The organism is Janthinobacterium sp. EB271-G4-7A, from assembly GCF_020858075.1.
GTDB lineage: Bacteria > Pseudomonadota > Gammaproteobacteria > Burkholderiales > Burkholderiaceae_D > Janthinobacterium > Janthinobacterium lividum.
Genome location: NZ_JACYMI010000005.1, coordinates 211590 through 227260, shown reverse-complemented (window position 1 = coordinate 227260; position 15671 = coordinate 211590). Strand labels below are relative to the sequence as shown.

Annotated in this window: 16 protein-coding genes; 15 read left to right on the top strand and 1 reads right to left on the bottom strand. The window is 63.3% G+C overall.

Translation table 11 applies throughout. The annotated features are described in order from the left end of the window. The first annotated feature begins 73 nt into the window (after positions 1–73). Together IGS58_RS25905 and pth are read left to right on the top strand one after the other, a co-directional pair. A complete protein-coding gene (locus IGS58_RS25905; RefSeq protein ID WP_070259557.1) occupies positions 74–682 on the top strand; it encodes a 50S ribosomal protein L25/general stress protein Ctc in 609 nt (202 codons plus the stop codon). A gap of 115 nt (positions 683–797) precedes the next feature. Then, a complete protein-coding gene (gene pth, locus IGS58_RS25900; protein ID WP_230523064.1) occupies positions 798–1382 on the top strand; it encodes an aminoacyl-tRNA hydrolase in 585 nt (194 codons plus the stop codon). Here pth and IGS58_RS25895 read toward each other — a convergent pair whose 3' ends face one another. Then, on the bottom strand, positions 1383–2480 hold the full coding sequence (locus tag IGS58_RS25895) for a serine hydrolase domain-containing protein (protein ID WP_230523063.1): 1098 nt from the start codon (positions 2478–2480) through the stop codon (positions 1383–1385). Positions 2481–2598: 118 nt separating this feature from the next. Between IGS58_RS25895 and IGS58_RS25890 the strand changes: the two genes are divergently transcribed. The 13 genes from IGS58_RS25890 to IGS58_RS25830 all read left to right on the top strand — a co-directional run bounded on the left by IGS58_RS25890 (position 2599) and on the right by IGS58_RS25830 (position 15671). Beyond that, positions 2599–3174 carry a hypothetical protein gene (locus tag IGS58_RS25890; RefSeq protein WP_230523062.1) on the top strand — a complete coding sequence of 192 codons (576 nt, stop codon included), beginning with the start codon at positions 2599–2601 and terminating at the stop codon, positions 3172–3174. Continuing rightward, positions 3174–3407, top strand: a complete 234-nt coding sequence (locus tag IGS58_RS25885; RefSeq protein ID WP_034778346.1) for a helix-turn-helix domain-containing protein — start codon at positions 3174–3176, stop codon at positions 3405–3407. The genes IGS58_RS25890 and IGS58_RS25885 overlap by 1 nt, the downstream gene beginning before the upstream one ends. A gap of 153 nt (positions 3408–3560) precedes the next feature. Next, entirely contained in the window at positions 3561–4652 is a 1092-nt protein-coding gene (gene ychF / locus IGS58_RS25880) for a redox-regulated ATPase YchF (protein WP_034778348.1), read from the top strand. A gap of 110 nt (positions 4653–4762) precedes the next feature. After that, a complete protein-coding gene (locus tag IGS58_RS25875) occupies positions 4763–5686 on the top strand; it encodes a glycosyltransferase family 2 protein (protein WP_230523061.1) in 924 nt (307 codons plus the stop codon). Positions 5687–5741: 55 nt separating this feature from the next. Then, on the top strand, positions 5742–6290 hold the full coding sequence (locus IGS58_RS25870; protein WP_230523060.1) for a cupin domain-containing protein: 549 nt from the start codon (positions 5742–5744) through the stop codon (positions 6288–6290). 18 nt (positions 6291–6308) lie between these two features. After that, positions 6309–7724 carry a lipopolysaccharide biosynthesis protein gene (locus tag IGS58_RS25865; protein WP_230523059.1) on the top strand — a complete coding sequence of 472 codons (1416 nt, stop codon included), beginning with the start codon at positions 6309–6311 and terminating at the stop codon, positions 7722–7724. Between the two features lie 121 nt (positions 7725–7845). Then, the gene (locus IGS58_RS25860; protein ID WP_230523058.1) at positions 7846–8364 is read left to right on the top strand and encodes a sigma-70 family RNA polymerase sigma factor; all 519 of its coding nucleotides are present in this window, start codon (positions 7846–7848) and stop codon (positions 8362–8364) included. Positions 8365–8367: 3 nt separating this feature from the next. Further along, positions 8368–9336, top strand: coding sequence for a FecR domain-containing protein (locus IGS58_RS25855; RefSeq protein ID WP_230523057.1), 969 nt, complete (start codon positions 8368–8370; stop codon positions 9334–9336). Positions 9337–9451: 115 nt separating this feature from the next. After that, positions 9452–11218, top strand: coding sequence for an ABC transporter ATP-binding protein (locus tag IGS58_RS25850; protein ID WP_230523056.1), 1767 nt, complete (start codon positions 9452–9454; stop codon positions 11216–11218). After that, positions 11212–12987: an ABC transporter ATP-binding protein gene (locus IGS58_RS25845; RefSeq protein ID WP_230523055.1), complete on the top strand. Its 1776-nt coding sequence runs from the start codon at positions 11212–11214 to the stop codon at positions 12985–12987. The genes IGS58_RS25850 and IGS58_RS25845 overlap by 7 nt, the downstream gene beginning before the upstream one ends. A 13-nt stretch (positions 12988–13000) precedes the next feature. Beyond that, the gene (locus IGS58_RS25840; RefSeq protein WP_230523054.1) at positions 13001–13957 is read left to right on the top strand and encodes an ABC transporter permease; all 957 of its coding nucleotides are present in this window, start codon (positions 13001–13003) and stop codon (positions 13955–13957) included. Then, the gene (locus IGS58_RS25835; protein WP_230523053.1) at positions 13954–14904 is read left to right on the top strand and encodes an iron chelate uptake ABC transporter family permease subunit; all 951 of its coding nucleotides are present in this window, start codon (positions 13954–13956) and stop codon (positions 14902–14904) included. The genes IGS58_RS25840 and IGS58_RS25835 overlap by 4 nt, the downstream gene beginning before the upstream one ends. Further along, positions 14901–15671: an iron ABC transporter ATP-binding protein gene (locus tag IGS58_RS25830; protein WP_230523052.1), complete on the top strand. Its 771-nt coding sequence runs from the start codon at positions 14901–14903 to the stop codon at positions 15669–15671. The genes IGS58_RS25835 and IGS58_RS25830 overlap by 4 nt, the downstream gene beginning before the upstream one ends.

Below are 15671 nucleotides of genomic sequence, written 5' to 3'. Positions count from 1 at the left end.
CATTTTCGAGGATTCCTGGTCGCGGGAGTCTTCATAACACAAGGCGCAAGCCTTGTTCTTCTTGGAGTTTCACATGAAAGTTATCGCATTTAAACGCGAATTGCAAGGTTCCGGAGCGAGCCGCCGCCTGCGCATTTCCGGCCAAACCCCTGGTATCGTCTACGGTGGCGCTGAAGCCCCGGTGCTGATCTCGCTGGATCACAACGCCCTGTACCACGCGTTGAAAAAAGAAGTGTTCCACTCGTCGATCCTGGACCTGGAAATCGACGGCGTTTCCCAGCAAGTTCTGTTGCGCGACTTCCAAGTCCACGCATACAAACAACTGGTTCTGCACGCTGACTTCCAGCGCGTTGACTCGAAGCAAGCTATCCACGTGAAAGTGGCGCTGCACTTCATCAACGCTGACGTTTCCCCAGCAGTCAAACTGCACGGCGCGACCATCAGCCACGTAGCCAACGAAATCGAAGTTTCGTGCCTGCCAGGCCAACTGCCAGAATTCATCAACGTTGACCTGTCGAACATCGACGTCGGTCACTCGCTGCACGTTGGCGACCTGGTCCTGCCAGCTGGCGTGACCGCTGTCACCCACGGCGCCAACCTGACCATCGCTACCGCTTCGGTACCGGCTGGCCACGTTGCTGCTGAAGCCGCTGCTGCTGAAGTTGTTGCTGACAAGAAGTAATTTTGCCGCCGCAGTAATGCGGTAGTCGCAAGGAAAAACCCGTCCGGTTCGCTCCGGACGGGTTTTTTTCTGCCTGTTTTCACCGATAATACGTTTTTACACTGCAGACACAGCCATGCCCATACGCCTGATCGTCGGCCTCGGCAACCCGGGACCCGAATACGAACAAACCCGCCACAATGCCGGCTTCTGGCTGGTGGACAACCTCGCCAACAGCTTGCCCGGCACGCGCTTGCAGCGCGATTCGCGCTATAACGCCATGCTGGCCAAGACTTCCATCGGCGGCAATGAAGTCTGGCTGCTCGAACCGCTGACCTTCATGAACCGCTCGGGCCAGTCCGTGGGCGCGCTGGCGCGCTTCTTCAAGATTGCCGCCGACGAAGTGCTCGTCGTGCACGACGAACTCGATCTGATGCCTGGCATCGCGCGCCTGAAGAAGGGCGGCTCGGCCGGCGGCCATAATGGCTTGAAGGACATCACGGCCGCGCTGGGTACGCAGGATTACTGGCGCTTGCGCCTGGGCATCGGCCATCCGCGCACCCTGAGCCTGCAGCAGCAGGTGGCCGATTTCGTGCTGCACCGCCCGCGCCGCGAAGACCAGGAGCTGATCGAGCAGGCGATCGACAAATCCTTGCAGGTGTTGCCGCTGATCGTCGAGGGCAAGTTCGAGGCCGCCACGATGAAGTTGCACACGGCATAGTCATTTCCCCGCCTTGCCGAAGCCGGCCATGATGGTTTTCGCCATCTGCTGCTGGCTGGCCTGGGCGCTGCTGCCTTCGCCCGCGTTGGCGGCGATCAACAAGCCGTCGCCGCTGCCGGGCGCCAGCGCGATCAGCGCGTGCCAGTAGCCGTTCGAGCCCAGGTGCGTGAGCACGCGCTGCGGGGCCTGGGGCGGAAAGTGCATCACGCCCCAGCCCAATGCGGCATTCGTGTCGCCCTGCTCCGTGTGCAGCAACACATACGTTTCCTGTTTCAGCAGTTTCCCCTTGCCTTGCTCGCCATGCAGTTGATCGAGCGCAAACTTGGCCCAGTCTTGCATGCTCAGGTGAATTTCCCCATCGGGCGCCATCATCAGCGGATTGCTGGCCATCAAGCCGGCAATCGGCTTGTTTTCCTTGTGGCCCAGGTTTTGTCCCCGCACGGTGGGGCCGAAGGCGGCCTGCATGCCCAGCGGGCCGAACACCTCCGCCTGCATCAGTTCCTCATATGTCTTGCCCGTGACCCGCTCGGCGATGGCGGCGGCGATCATGGCGCCGCTGTTCGAGTAGTGCGATTCGCCGCGCGGCGCGGCCACCGGCGCGTCGGCCAGCGCCCGCCGCGCGTATTCCAGGCGCAGCAGGGGCAATGGTCGCGTATCCGCGTAAGTGGAATTGATCCATGCTTCGTCGGGATTCGCTGGCAGGCCGGCGCGGTGCGACAGCAGATCCATCAGGTTGACATCGCGGTACTCGGCGCGCATGCCGCCGGCCAGTGCGGGCAGCATGCTGGACAGCGGCGCATCCCACGACAGCACGCCCCGTTCCACCAGCCGCGCGATCAGGGTCGCCGTCATGGCCTTGCCGTCGGAGCCGATATTCCACACGTCATCGGCGCGCACGCTATCGTGCCCGTCGTTGGCCCGCACGCCCGCTTGCGTTTGCGCCTCGATCTTGCCGTCGCGGATGACGAGAATGGCCATGGCCGGCACGCTCTTGTCGGCCAGCGCCTGCTGCAGCATGGCATGCAAGTCATGGGCGCGGGCGGCGCCGCTGAGCAAAAAGGCGGTGCTGCAAACGAGTGAGGCAAGCAGGGTTTTCATGGTGTCTCCAGTCGATAGGGGTGAGCGAACATGTTAAAATGGTCGCAAAACATGATTTAATTATTGTTTTACGATAATTTATTCTAACGAGACTTGACGCTTTCGTATACTTTTAAATATGAAAAAAAATCCAGAGGGACCGGCGGCGCTGAGCCGGCGCGTGCGCTACGGCGTCTCCGCGTTCTTTGTGCTGTACCTGCTGCTGACGGTGCTGGGCTGGCTGGCGCCCGCGCCGGCCGCGCACGGCAGCCTGGGCGATGCGGGTATGTATGAATCGTTGCTGCAATTGCAGAGCCAGCCATTCGAGCGCCTGGCGGCCATGCCCTTGTGGCAGCGGGGTCTGGGCCTGGCGCTGGCCTTGCCAGCCTTGCTGGTGCTGGGCGACGCCGTACGCCAGCTGGTCGTGGTCTTGCGCCAGTTCGAGCAGGGGGTGTTTTTTACGCCGCAGGTGGCGCAGCGCTTTCGCCGTTTTGCCGGCGGCTTGCTGCTGGGAACGGTGTTGACGTTGCTGGAGCCGACCGTGCGCGGCATGCTGTTTGGCTTGCTGGACAAGGGGACGAGCCAGTTGCGCCTGGTCATCGACATCACGGGCGGCGACTTGTGGACCTTGCTGCTGTGCACGGTTTTTCTTGCGCTGGCGCAAATCCTGCATGAAGGCCAGCGCCTGGCCGATGAAAACAGCGGGTTTATCTGATGGGCATCGTCGTGCGCCTCGACCTGGTACTGGCCAGGAAAAAAGTGAAATCGAAGGAACTGGCGGCCTTCATCGGCATCACGGAACAGAATTTGTCCCTCTTAAAGTCGGGCAAGGTGCGCGGCGTGCGTTTCGATACCCTGTCGAAAATCTGCGAGATGCTCGAATGCCAGCCCGGCGACATCCTGGAATTCGATGCGTCGCAGCCGGACGACGGGGATGGCGACAGTTAGCGGCACAGAGGGCGGTTTTTTTGAAGAGTAGGGTGCATAGAGGTACAATTGACCCTTACAAGCATTAATACAGCAAGATTATCCAGAAAACGCCCGCAACGGCCGTTTTGCACCAGCCGCTTGCCGGCAATATTGATTATTTAAAGGTTTTCCATGAGTCTCCAATGCGGTATCGTCGGCTTGCCGAACGTCGGCAAGTCCACCCTGTTCAATGCACTGACGAAAGCCGGCATCCCGGCTGAAAACTATCCGTTCTGCACCATCGAGCCGAACGTCGGCGTCGTCGAAGTGCCGGACCCGCGCATGGATGCGCTGGCCGCCATCGTCAAGCCGGAACGCATGGTCAACGCCATCGTGGAATTCGTCGACATCGCCGGCCTGGTGGCCGGTGCATCGAAGGGCGAGGGCCTGGGCAACCAGTTCCTGTCGCACATCCGCGAAACGGACGCCATCGTCAACGTCGTGCGCTGTTTTGAAGATGACAACGTCATCCACGTGGCCGGCAAGATCAATCCGCTCGACGATATCGAAGTCATCCAGACTGAACTGGCGCTGGCCGACATGGGCACCGTGGAAAAAGCCATTCACCGCGAAAACAAGAAAGCCCGTTCGGGCGACAAGGACGCGGCCAAGCTGCTGGCCATCATGGAACGCATGATGCCTTACCTGAACGATGCCAAGCCCGTGCGCGCCATGGGCCTGGACGCCGACGAAATGGAACTGATCAAGCCGCTGTGCCTGATCACGGCCAAGCCGGCCATGTTCGTGGCCAACGTGTCCGACACGGGCTTCACGAATAACCCGTTGCTGGACCAGCTGACGGCCTACGCGCAATCGCAAAATGCGCCCATCGTCGCCATCTGCGCCGCGCTGGAAGCGGAAATCGCCGACCTGGACGATGCCGACAAGGGCGCTTTCCTGGCCGACATGGGCATGGAAGAGCCAGGCCTGGACCGTCTGATCCGCGGCGCGTACAAGCTGCTGGGCCTGCAAACCTACTTCACGGCTGGCGTGAAGGAAGTGCGCGCCTGGACCATCCATGTGGGCGACACGGCACCGCAAGCGGCCGGCGTGATCCACACCGACTTCGAACGCGGCTTCATCCGCGCGCAAACCATCGCCTATGACGACTTCATCGCCTACAAGGGCGAAGCGGGCGCCAAGGAAGCGGGCAAGATGCGCGCCGAAGGCAAGGAATACGTCGTCAAGGATGGCGACGTGCTGAACTTCCTGTTCAACGTCTAAGGACAGATGCTTGCTGGCGAGCGCCAGCAACATACTGCATTCGTCCATTGCGAAATGCCGCTCAATGTATTTGGGCGGCATTTTTTTGTCTGTGATGTGAAAGGCTTGCCATGCAGTCAGAGAAACACCCGCTCGTTTCCATTGTCATGGCCACGTATAACCGGAGCAATATCCTCGGGTATGCGATTCAATCGGCACTCGCCAGCACCGTGCAGGATTGGGAACTGATTATCGTCGGCGATTGCTGCACCGACGACACTGCCGAGGTGGTCGCCGCGTTCGGCGACGCGCGCATCCGCTTTGTGAACCTGGACACCAATTACGGCGAGCAGACGGGACCCAACAATCTCGGTGTCAGCCTGGCGCACGGCACCTATCTGGCATTCCTGAACCACGATGACCTGTGGTTGCCCGATCATTTGCAAAGCAGTATCGATGTCCTCGAGCGCGCCGGCGCTGACCTGGTCTTTGGCCAGGGACTGGTAGTCTTGCCGGAGGGATATCACATGGTGGGGGCGGTGGCGGACGGCATGCAACCGTACCGTCCGTGGATGGACGTACCGGCCACTCTGTGGGTCATGCGGCGTGAGCTGGCCCTGCAGATCGGGCCATGGCAGCCGTCATGGGAAGTGCGCTGCTGGCCGTCGCAGGCGTGGTTGCACCGCGTGTACCGCGCGGGTCGGCCGATGCTGGCCCATCCCCGCATTGGCGCCATACTGATCCAGTCTGGCAGCCGCAGCAATTCCTACCTGGACCGGCAACACGCCGAGCATGCGTTCTGGTGGGAGCAGATGCAAGATCCGTTGAATATTCTGCAGGCTGTCACCACGCTGTACGGCAAGGTGGGCCATGAGCGTCGCATTGCACCGCTTCAATGTGCGGTCACTGCCATGAAAGCGTTGTCGCGGCGAATGTTATATAGCGTTGGCATGTGGCCGCCACAACCCAGTTATTGGCTTAAATATTGGCGTAAAGGAACGTTTATACGCGAATTGCGCCGCCGCCGGGGATTGAAGGACCTGCCGCGGCGATAGATAATACGGTTGCAATACATAAGAGCATTTTTATAAAATTTCTGGGGGTATTCTGGTGGCTGAGAAAGATAACTGGTTGTTGGCTGGCGCGAAGCAGGATGGCGAAAGCATCACCAAGGAATGGAAGCCGACGACGCCTTCCTTGATCGATGGCGTGATTTTTCAGGAAATCAAGCCTGTCTTGACGGCGTACGGTAGCCTGACTGAAATTTTCCGTACGGACTGGGTGCCCGATGCGGCGCAGATAGGCCAGATATTCGCCTCGACCCTGGAGCCGGGCGGGCTGAGTGCCTGGCATGCGCATGCCATCACGACGGACCGCCTGTTCGTGGCGGCGGGCCAGATGCGCGTGGTGCTGTACGACGCGCGCACGGATTCGCCCACCTTTGGCATGCTCAACGAATTCAAGCTGGGCACCAAGCGTCCCGGCCTGCTTGTCGTGCCGCCGCGTGTCTGGCATGGCGTGCAGAATTACTGCAGCACGCCAGCCATCCTCGTCAATGCGGTGGACCATGCGTATCGCTATGATGCGCCGGACCACTGGCGCGTGCCGGCCGATTCGGACACGGTGCCGTATCGTTTCTCCAACGACAGGCATGGCTGAAATGCCCTGCCCGGCTGAATGATGCGCCTGACCCGTCTCGCGGGTTTTTCAGCCGGCCCCATCTTGTCGCTGCTGTGCAGCCTTGCCACCGTGCCTGCCGTGGCCTGGCTGTTTCCGCCTGCCGACATCGGCAAGCTGGATTTCTTCATGACCGCGTGCACGGTGGCCGGTTTGCTGCTGTCGCTGGGGCTGGATAAGGCCTTTCTGCATGAATACCATTACAGCACCGTGCGTAGCGGCTTGCTGAAGGCGTGCCTGTTGCCGGCCGTGCTGCTGGCTCCCGTGGCGCTGGCCGTGATACTGCTGTTTGCCGCGCCGGTATCGCAACTGTTATTTGACGTTGCGCAACCCGCCCTGGCCATCCTGTTCGCTGCAGGCATGCTGAGCGCCCTGGCCAATCGCCTGATCGCGCAACTTTTTCGCATGCAGGAGCGCGCCTGGATATTCAGCCTGTCGCAGGTGCTGCCAAAAATGACGCTGCTGCTGCTGCTGCCTGTCCTGTGGTGGGATCCGCAGCGCAATTTCGTGCACTTGGCAACCCTGGTCGTGGCCGCCACCTGGCTGGTCACGCTATGGCTGCTGTGGCATGCGCGCGTATCGCTGGCGCAAGCCTGGGCTGCCGCCATGGACCGCGTGCTGCTGCGGCGTTTGCTTTCCGAGGCGGGGCCCCTGCTGGTGAGCGGCATTTTCTACCTGGCCATGCTGTCGGCCGGCATGGGCTTGCTGCGTTTCTTTGCCGGCTTTGATGAACTCGGTATTTATGCGCTGGCCATGCGCGTGGCCGCCGGCGCCTGGCTGGTGCAGTCGGTTTTTACGATTGTCTGGGTGCCGCAAGTGCACAAATGGGCCGCCGCCGGTGGCGACCTGTCGAATATTGCCGCCATTTGCCGCCATGCGCAGGCCATCGTGGTCGTGGGCTTTTGCCTGGCGGGCGCCCTGGCCTGGCTGATCGGATGGATATTGCCTCCCAATTATCATGGCGTCGCCTACCTGGCAGTGGCCACCGTGGGCCAGCCGCTGCTGTACGCCCTGGCGGAAGTGACCGGTGTCGGCATCAGCCTGGCCCGCCGTCCTTCCTTGTCCATCGCCGCTTTCGCGGCAGGCTTGCTGAGCACCTTGCTGGCGGGCACCGTGCTGGTGCCGCGCTGTGGCGCCACGGGCGCCGCCGTGGCGCAGCTGCTGGGTTTCCTCGTGTATTTTGTCGTCAAGACGGAACTGGGCATGCGCGTCTGGCGTCCGCTGCCGCGCCGTTCGCTGTATCTGAACGCCATCGTGCTGTCGCTGCTGGCGATGGGACATGCACTTTTTGCCCAGCGCCTGGGGCTGCTTGCTCCGCTGGCGTGGGGCGTGCTGCTGGCGGCCGCACTGCACGTCTACCGGCCTTCGCTATGGGCCGCCTTCAGGCTGCTCAAGCCGGCCAGGCAGCAGGGCTGACAGCGTTTGCTGCCCGCCGCCGTGTTGCGCTTTCCTTGTTATTCCGCGTACAATGAGAATAATTCTCATTTATAATCCGATGCGCCTGTTCTTGCCGGCCGTTGGCGACAGGAAGGGTATCGTGAGCACCGCCGAGTTAGCGCTTCAGCAGCAAGTCAGTAGTCTTTACACCGACCACCACCACTGGCTGCGTGGCTTGCTGCGCCGTAAACTCGGCAATACCTTCGATGCGGCCGACCTGGCGCACGATGTGTACCTGCACCTGATGAAGACGGGCAGGGTGCCGCCGGCCGGGGAGTCGCGCCGTCACCTGACGCAGATCGCCAACGGCATGGTCATCGACCTGTACCGCCGCCGCCAGATCGAAACGGCTTACCTGGAAGTGCTGGCCCTGGTGCCCGAAGCGCTGGCGCCGTCCGAGGAAGAGCGCGCCCTGGTGATCGAGGCACTGACGGAAATCGATGCCGTGCTGCACCGGCTGCCCGCCAAGGCGCGCAAGGCATTGCTGCTGTGCAAACTCGATGGCCTGAGCTACCGCGACATCGCCGCCGAACTGGACGTCTCGGTGTCCTCCGTCGAAAAATACATCGCCGCCGGCTTGCTGGCCTGCTACCAGGCCATGCATGCGCCGGACGCCTGAGCCATGGAGGTGGTGATTGCACCGGCCATCGTGCAGCAGGCAGCCCAGTGGATGGCGCGCCTGTGGTCCGATGACGCCAGCGAGGAAGACCGGGCTGCCTGTGCCCGCTGGCGTGCCGCGCATCCGCACCACGACCTCGCCTGGCAGCGTTTGCAAGCGTTCGAAGGCAAGCTGCACAGCGTGCCGCGCGATGCGGCCCGGCACGCGCTGCGCGAACCGGCGCCGGCCGCCTACCTGAACCGCCGCCGTGCCCTGAAGCTGCTGGCCGTGCTGTTGCCCGTGGGTGGCATGGCGTACTTGCTGCGCGGCACGGATGCCTGGCAAGTGGCCACGGCCAGCCACGGCACCGGCACAGGCGAGATCCGCGAGATTACCCTGCCTGACGGCACGCGCGTGATGCTCGCTTCCGCTTCGGCCATCGACGTGCGCTTCGACGCCAGCGAGCGCTTGCTGATCCTGCGCAGCGGCGAAATCCTCGTCACGACGGCGCACGATCCCGATCCGGCGCAGCGGCCTTTCCGCGTGCAGGGACGCCATGGCACGGTGCGGGCGCTGGGCACGCGTTTTACATTGCGGCAAGACGAACACACGTCGCGCGTGGCCGTCTTCGAGGGCGCCATCGAAATACGCCTCGCGCATGCGCCTGGCCAGGCCGTACGTATCGACACGGGTTACAGCGCCATCTTCTCGGCCGATATCGTGCAGTCTGGCGCACCCGCGTCCGCCAGCGCCATGGCCTGGAGCAAGGGCGTGCTGGTGGCCGACAACATGCGCCTGGACGAGCTGCTTGCGGAACTGGCCCGCTATCGCCCCGGCCTGCTGCGCTGCGACCCTGCCGTGGCCAGCTTGAGCGTCAATGGCGTATTTTCCCTGCGCGACACGGACCGCGCGCTGCACAACCTGGCGCTGGCCTTGCCCGTGCAAATCGTTGCGCGCACGCGCTACTGGGTGACGGTGCAAGCCATACCCTAAGCCTCTGCCTGACAATTTCGCGGGCCCGATTGAGGGTTTCGCATTCTCGTTCGGGATATAGGGTGAGAGCCACCCTTAATCATTGACCTTATGCACGTTTTCCCCCGCCTTTCCCATGAGTAGCCCAAGCCGCCAGGCCGGCCCGATCAGCCGGATACTCCAGCCCATCCGCGGACGCCTGATCGTCGCCGCCGTGCTGGCCGGCGCTGGTTCCATGCTCACCCTGGTACCGCTGGCAGGCATCGCGCAGATCGCGCACATCGCCCTGAACCCCGCGCTGGCGCGGGGCGATGTATGGCAGATCATCATCGCCAGCGTCGCTTGCCTGTTTGCCGGCATGGCCCTGACCTCGCTGGGCGAGCTGGCCGCGCACCTGGCCGACAACCGCCTCACCCATCAACTGCGCCTGCAAGCCATGCAGCGCCTGGGGCAAGTGCCGCTGGGCTGGTTCACCAGCCGCGCTTCGGGCGAGGTCAAGCAGGCGATGCAGGACGATATCAATACCCTGCACAGCCTCACGGCGCACTTCTACACGACGACGGGACGCGCCGTGGGCGCCATCGCCATCTCCATTATTTACCTGTTCGCCATGGACTGGCGTCTGGCCCTCATTGCCATCCTGCCATTTCCCGGCTTCTTCCTGTTCTTTGGCCGTGCCATGAAAGCCAGTGGCGGCAACATGGAACAATTCGTCGCTGGCATGGGGCGCATCAACAATGCCGTGGTGGAGTTCGTCAACGGCATTCCCGTGGTCAAGGCCTTTGGCGCCACGGGACGCGTGCATGGCAGCTACCGTGGCGCCGTCGATGCGTTTGCCGCGGCGTTCGCCGCGTTTACGCGTCCGCTGGTCGGCTCGATGGCGAATGCCAATGCCCTGATCGCGCCCGTCGCCGTGCTGGGCGTGGTGGTGCTTGCCGGCACGGCCTTCGTGGCCTTGGAGGCGATGGCGCCCGTGGATATCCTGCCGTTCGCCCTGGTGGCGCCCGGCATTTCCGCGCCCATGCTATTGCTGCATTACCTGACGCATGACCTCAACAATGCCACGGGTGCCGCCCAGCGCGTGCAAGCCTTGCTCGACACGCCCGTACTGGCGCAGCCGGCACCGGATGAGCAGCAGTTGCCTGACGGCACGGAGATTCGCCTGGAAGGCGTCGCTTATGCCTACGATGGGCACAACAAGGTGCTGTCGGATATCACGCTCACTTTGCGTCCTGGCACGGTGACGGCCATCGTCGGCGCCTCCGGTTCCGGCAAGTCGACCCTGGCACGGTTGCTGCTGCGCTTTTTCGATCCCGCTGAAGGACGCATCACCCTCGGTGGCGTCGACCTGCGGCACATCGCCACGCCAGAGCTGTACCGGCGCATCGGTTTCGTGCTGCAGGAAGTGCGGCTGATCCACGCCAGCGTGCGCGAGAACATCGGGCTGGGCCGGCCGTCGGCCAGCTTGCAGGAAATTGAAGCGGCGGCGCGCCTGGCGAACATCCACGAGCGCCTCCTGGCCTTGCCACGCGGCTACGATTCCGTCATCGGCGAGGATGCGCAACTGTCCGGCGGCGAGTTGCAACGCGTGAGCATCGCGCGCGCCGTGCTGCTCGACCCGCCCGTGCTGGTGCTCGACGAGGCGACGGCCGCGGCCGATGCGGAAAACGAAGTGGCGATCCAGGACGCGCTGTCGCGCTTTGCCCAAGGCCGCACCTTGCTGGTGATCGCGCACCGGCTCGACACGGTCATGCATGCCGACAATATCGTCGTTGTCGAGAACGGTGTCATCGTCGAGCAGGGCAACCATGCCAGCTTGCTTGCCCACCAGGGCCGCTATGCGCAACTGTGGGCGCTGGGCGGCTATCAAGACACCTCGAAAGAAACGCTGCTCCCATGCTGAAAACATTTATTCAATTGCTGGGCGACGATGCGCCCGTGTTCCGCCGCTACTGTGCCATGGCGCTTGCGTACGGCGTGCTCAGCGGGCTGACGATCACGGCGCTGGTGCTGGCCCTGGGCCGCTTGCTGGCCGGCGATACGGGCGGCGCGGCCCTGTGGCTAATCGTGCTGCTGGCCGGGCTGGTCGCTTGCTGGGCCTGGCGGCGCCAGGTGGAAAAAGCGGGCGTGCGCGTGGGCGTGACGGTCTTGCAAGGGGCGCGCCAGCGCCTGGGCGACCACGTGGCGCGCCTGCCCGTCGGCTGGTTTACGCCGGAGAATACAGCGAAGCTGGGCCACGTCATCACGCAAGGCATGATGAATGTGGCCCAGCTGCCCGCCCACGTGCTCACGCCTGTCATCTGCGGCGCCGTCACGCCCGTGGTGATGCTTGCCGCGCTGTTTGCGCTGCACTGGCAACTGGGTGTCATCGCGTTGCTGGCGCTGCCCTTGCTGGCGGGCGCCTTGCGGCTCACGGCATACCTGGGCCAGCGCGCCGACGATGCCTACCACCATCATTTTGCCCAGACCAGCCAGCGCCTGGTGGAGTTTGCGCAAGCGCAATCGGTGTTGCGCGCCTTCCATGGTAACGGCGGTGGTGCGGCTGACGGCGGCACGCGTTTCCTGCAGCAAGCCATCGACGCGCAGCGCCACGCGGGCACGCGGCTCATTTACCTGTCGGCGCTGTCGTCCGTGCTTAACGCCTGGACCGTGCAAGCCATCTTCGCCGCCTTGCTGGCCGCCGCCGCGCTGTGGCTTAACAGCCTGGCGGGCGGTGCTGCCGGCGCGGCAGACGCCATCGCCGTCATCGTGGCATTGCTGCTGGTGGTGCGCTTTGTCGACCCGCTGCAGGAAGTGGCCAGCTATGGCGAAGTGCTGCGCGGCGCGCGCGGTCCGCTGGACGCTGCGCGCGATATTTTCGCCGTGCAGCCCTTGCCGGAAGCACACAAGCCGCAAGCGCCGCGCGATGATTCCGTTGAGTTGCGCGGCGTGGCTTTCCGCTATGCACAGGACCAGCCAGATGTATTGACGGACATCAACCTGCACATCGCGCCGGGCAGCATGACGGCGCTGATCGGCGCCTCCGGCTCCGGCAAGACGACCCTGGTACGCCTGATCGCGCGCTTCTTTGACGTCAGTGCCGGCACGGTGCTGGTGGGCGGCGTCGATGTGCGCGACATATCCAGCGAGCAATTGGCCGGCCAGATCAGCCAGATCTTCCAGGACAGTTATCTGTTCCAGGGCAGCATCGGCGACAACATCCGCATCGGCAAGCCGGATGCCACCGATGCCGAGGTGCTGGAAGCGGCGCGGCAGGCGGGTGTGACCGAAATCATCGCCCGCTTGCCGCAGGGGCTCGCTACCCTGGTGGGCGAGGGCGGCGCGCGCCTGTCCGGCGGCGAACGCCAGCGTATCGCGATTGCGCGCGCGCTGGTCAAGGATGCGCCGATTCTGCTGGTCGACGAGGCGACAGCCGCGCTCGACGCGGAAAACCAGGCCGCCATCGCCGAAGCGCTGGCGCGGCTGCGCGGCCGGCGCACGGTGATCGTCATCGCGCACCAGCTGTCGACGGTGGCCATGGCCGACCAGATCGTCGTGCTGGACGGTGGCACGATTTGCGAGCATGGCACGCCAAGCGCCTTGCGCGCGCAGGACGGTCTGTATGCGCATTTCCTGGCGCAGCGCCAGGCGGCCAAGGGCTGGCGCATCGCCTCCGCCGCGCCGCAGCAATGAACGGGATGACGATTTGACACGCGCGAGTCTGCTGTGCCTATTCTTCCTCCTGTGCTGCGCGTCCTTGCTGGTCGGTGCACGGCAGATCGAGTGGGCGCAGCTGTTGTCCTCGTCCGACGCGCTGTCCGCCGATGCGTGGCTGACCCTGACGGCCAGCCGCCTGCCACGCCTGGCCGCGCTGGTGCTGACGGGTGTGGGCCTGGCTGTCTGCGGCGTCATCCTGCAGCACATCGTGCGCAACAAATTCGTCGAACCGGCCACCTCGGGCGGCCTCGACGCGGCCAAGCTGGGCATCCTCGTGGCGCTGACCGTGGCGCCCGCGGCGGGCACGGCCGGCAAGATGGCGTTTGCGCTGGCCTTCTGTTTTGCCGCCAGCCTGATTTATGTGGCGCTGATCCGCCGCATCCGCTTCAAGAACACGATACTCGTCCCCGTGATCGGCCTCGTGTATGGCGGCGTGCTCAGCGCCTTGGCCGAATTCTATGCCTACCGCCACAACATCCTGCAAAGCATGCAGGGCTGGCTGCTCGGCGATTTTTCCCGCATCGTGCAGGGCAACTATGAAATCATTTATCTGATCCTGCCCATCGTTGCCCTCACGTATGTGTACGCGCAGCGTTTTACCGTGCTGGGCATGGGCGAGGGCATGGCCACCAGCCTGGGCTTGAACTATGCGGGCACGGTGGCGCTGGGCTTGATACTGGTGGCCGTCACGGTGGCGGCCACGGTGATCACGGTGGGGGCGATCCCGTTTGTCGGGCTGGCCATTCCCAACCTGGTGGCCTTGCGTTACGGCGACAACCTGGCGCGCACCCTGCCCATCGTGGCGCTGGGCGGCGCGGCGCTGCTGCTGGCCTGCGACATCGCCGGGCGCCTGCTGATCTATCCATTCGAAGTGCCGATCGGCCTGACGGCGGGCGGCGTGGGTGGGGTGCTGTTCCTCGTGCTGATCATCCGGGGGCGGCGATGAGGGACGTATTGACGCAACGGATGCTGTGGCTGGCCGTGTTTGCATTGGGGCTGGCTTTCCTCTTCATCGGCGCAAATCTGGATTTCGATTACATCATCCCGAAGCGACTATCGCGCCTGGCCGCCATCGTCATCGGCGGCGTTTGCGTGGCCGTGTCGTCGATCGTGTTCCAGACCATCGCCGGCAACCGCATCCTGACGCCGGCCGTCATGGGCTATGAAGCCGTGTACCTGCTGTTGCAATCGCTGCTGATCCTCGCGATGGGCATGCACAGCGTGGTGCTGCTGGGGCAGAACGGCAACTTCGTGCTGTCCATCGCGCTGATGCTGGCGTATTCCTGGGCCATCCACTATTGGTTGTTTCGTGATGGCAAGAACAACGTGTATTTTCTGTTGCTGCTGGGATTCGTGCTGACGATGGTGATCGGCACATTTACCCAGTTCATCCAGCTGCGCATCAGTCCCGGTGAATTTTCTATTTTGCAAGGTTTCAGCCAGGCATCGTTCAACAAGGCGCAGCCCGCACAATTGCTGTACTCGGCCTTGCTGGTGGGCGCTGCCTGCGTGGCCGTGGTGAAAGCCCTGCCGGCGCTCGACGTGCTGGCGCTGGGGCGCGAGCAGGCCATCTCGCTCGGTATCGATTACCGGCGCATGGTGCAGTTGCAACTGGCGCTGATCGCCGTGCTGGTGGCCGTGTCGACAAGCTTGCTGGGGCCCACGGCCTTCATGGGCATCTTTGTAGCGAACACGACTTATGCCTTGGCCCGCACGGCACGCCACAGGGTCACCTTGCCCTTGGGCTGCGCCATCGCCATCGCCATCTTCCTGGCCGCCCAGCTGCTGGTCGAGCACGTTTTCAACTACCGGACCACGGTTGGCATCCTCGTCAACCTGGTGTGCGGCGCGTATTTCCTCGCGCTCATGGTCCGAACCCGGGGCACCGCATGATCCACGTCAACCATATCGAAAAAAGCTACGGCGCCAGGCGCGTGCTGGACAACGTCAGCGCGCAGTTTCCCAAGGGTAAAGTGACGTCCTTGATCGGCCCGAACGGCGCCGGCAAGACGACCTTGCTGATGCTCATCGCGCGCCTGCAGGAAGCGAATGGCGGCGAGATTACGATAGACGGGCGCAGCATCGCGCACATCAAGATCCAGGACTATGCGCGACTGGTGGCCACCCTGCGCCAGTCGCCCGATTTTCATCTGCGCCTGACGGTGGAAGAACTGGTCGCCTTCGGCCGTTTTCCTTACAGCCGAGGTAGCTTGACGCCGCAAGACCGGCAAGCCATCGATGACGCCATCGCCTTCTTGTCGCTGGAAAACTTGCGCGCCGCCTACGTCGATGAGCTGAGCGGCGGCCAGCGGCAGATGGCTTTCCTGGCCATGACGATTGCCCAGCAGACGGACATTTTGCTGCTTGACGAGCCGCTCAACAACCTCGACATGAAGCACGCCGTGCAGATCATGCGCGCGCTGCGGCGCCTGTGCGACGAGCAGGGCCGCACCGTGATTCTGGTGATCCACGACATCAATTTCGCCGCCAATTATTCCGACCACATCGTCGCCATGCAGGGCGGCGCCGTGCGCTTTTCCGGCCCCGCCCACGAGGTCGTGACGGAACAGCGCTTGCGGGCGCTGTACGACATCGATTTTCACATCGTGCGCAACGAGCGCGGCTGCGTCTGCAATTACTTTACCCCCACAGGAGCTTGA

Excerpts from the sequence above, each read along its gene's own strand:
- IGS58_RS25905 (WP_070259557.1), top strand. The coding sequence starts at position 74 with ATGAAAGTTATCGCATTTAAACGCGAATTGCAAGGTTCCGGAGCGAGC.
- pth (WP_230523064.1), top strand. The coding sequence starts at position 798 with ATGCCCATACGCCTGATCGTCGGCCTCGGCAACCCGGGACCCGAATAC.
- IGS58_RS25895 (WP_230523063.1), bottom strand. The coding sequence starts at position 2,480 with ATGAAAACCCTGCTTGCCTCACTCGTTTGCAGCACCGCCTTTTTGCTC.
- IGS58_RS25890 (WP_230523062.1), top strand. The coding sequence starts at position 2,599 with ATGAAAAAAAATCCAGAGGGACCGGCGGCGCTGAGCCGGCGCGTGCGC.
- IGS58_RS25885 (WP_034778346.1), top strand. The coding sequence starts at position 3,174 with ATGGGCATCGTCGTGCGCCTCGACCTGGTACTGGCCAGGAAAAAAGTG.
- ychF (WP_034778348.1), top strand. The coding sequence starts at position 3,561 with ATGAGTCTCCAATGCGGTATCGTCGGCTTGCCGAACGTCGGCAAGTCC.
- IGS58_RS25875 (WP_230523061.1), top strand. The coding sequence starts at position 4,763 with ATGCAGTCAGAGAAACACCCGCTCGTTTCCATTGTCATGGCCACGTAT.
- IGS58_RS25865 (WP_230523059.1), top strand. The coding sequence starts at position 6,309 with ATGATGCGCCTGACCCGTCTCGCGGGTTTTTCAGCCGGCCCCATCTTG.
- IGS58_RS25855 (WP_230523057.1), top strand. The coding sequence starts at position 8,368 with ATGGAGGTGGTGATTGCACCGGCCATCGTGCAGCAGGCAGCCCAGTGG.
- IGS58_RS25850 (WP_230523056.1), top strand. The coding sequence starts at position 9,452 with ATGAGTAGCCCAAGCCGCCAGGCCGGCCCGATCAGCCGGATACTCCAG.
- IGS58_RS25845 (WP_230523055.1), top strand. The coding sequence starts at position 11,212 with ATGCTGAAAACATTTATTCAATTGCTGGGCGACGATGCGCCCGTGTTC.
- IGS58_RS25835 (WP_230523053.1), top strand. The coding sequence starts at position 13,954 with ATGAGGGACGTATTGACGCAACGGATGCTGTGGCTGGCCGTGTTTGCA.
- IGS58_RS25830 (WP_230523052.1), top strand. The coding sequence starts at position 14,901 with ATGATCCACGTCAACCATATCGAAAAAAGCTACGGCGCCAGGCGCGTG.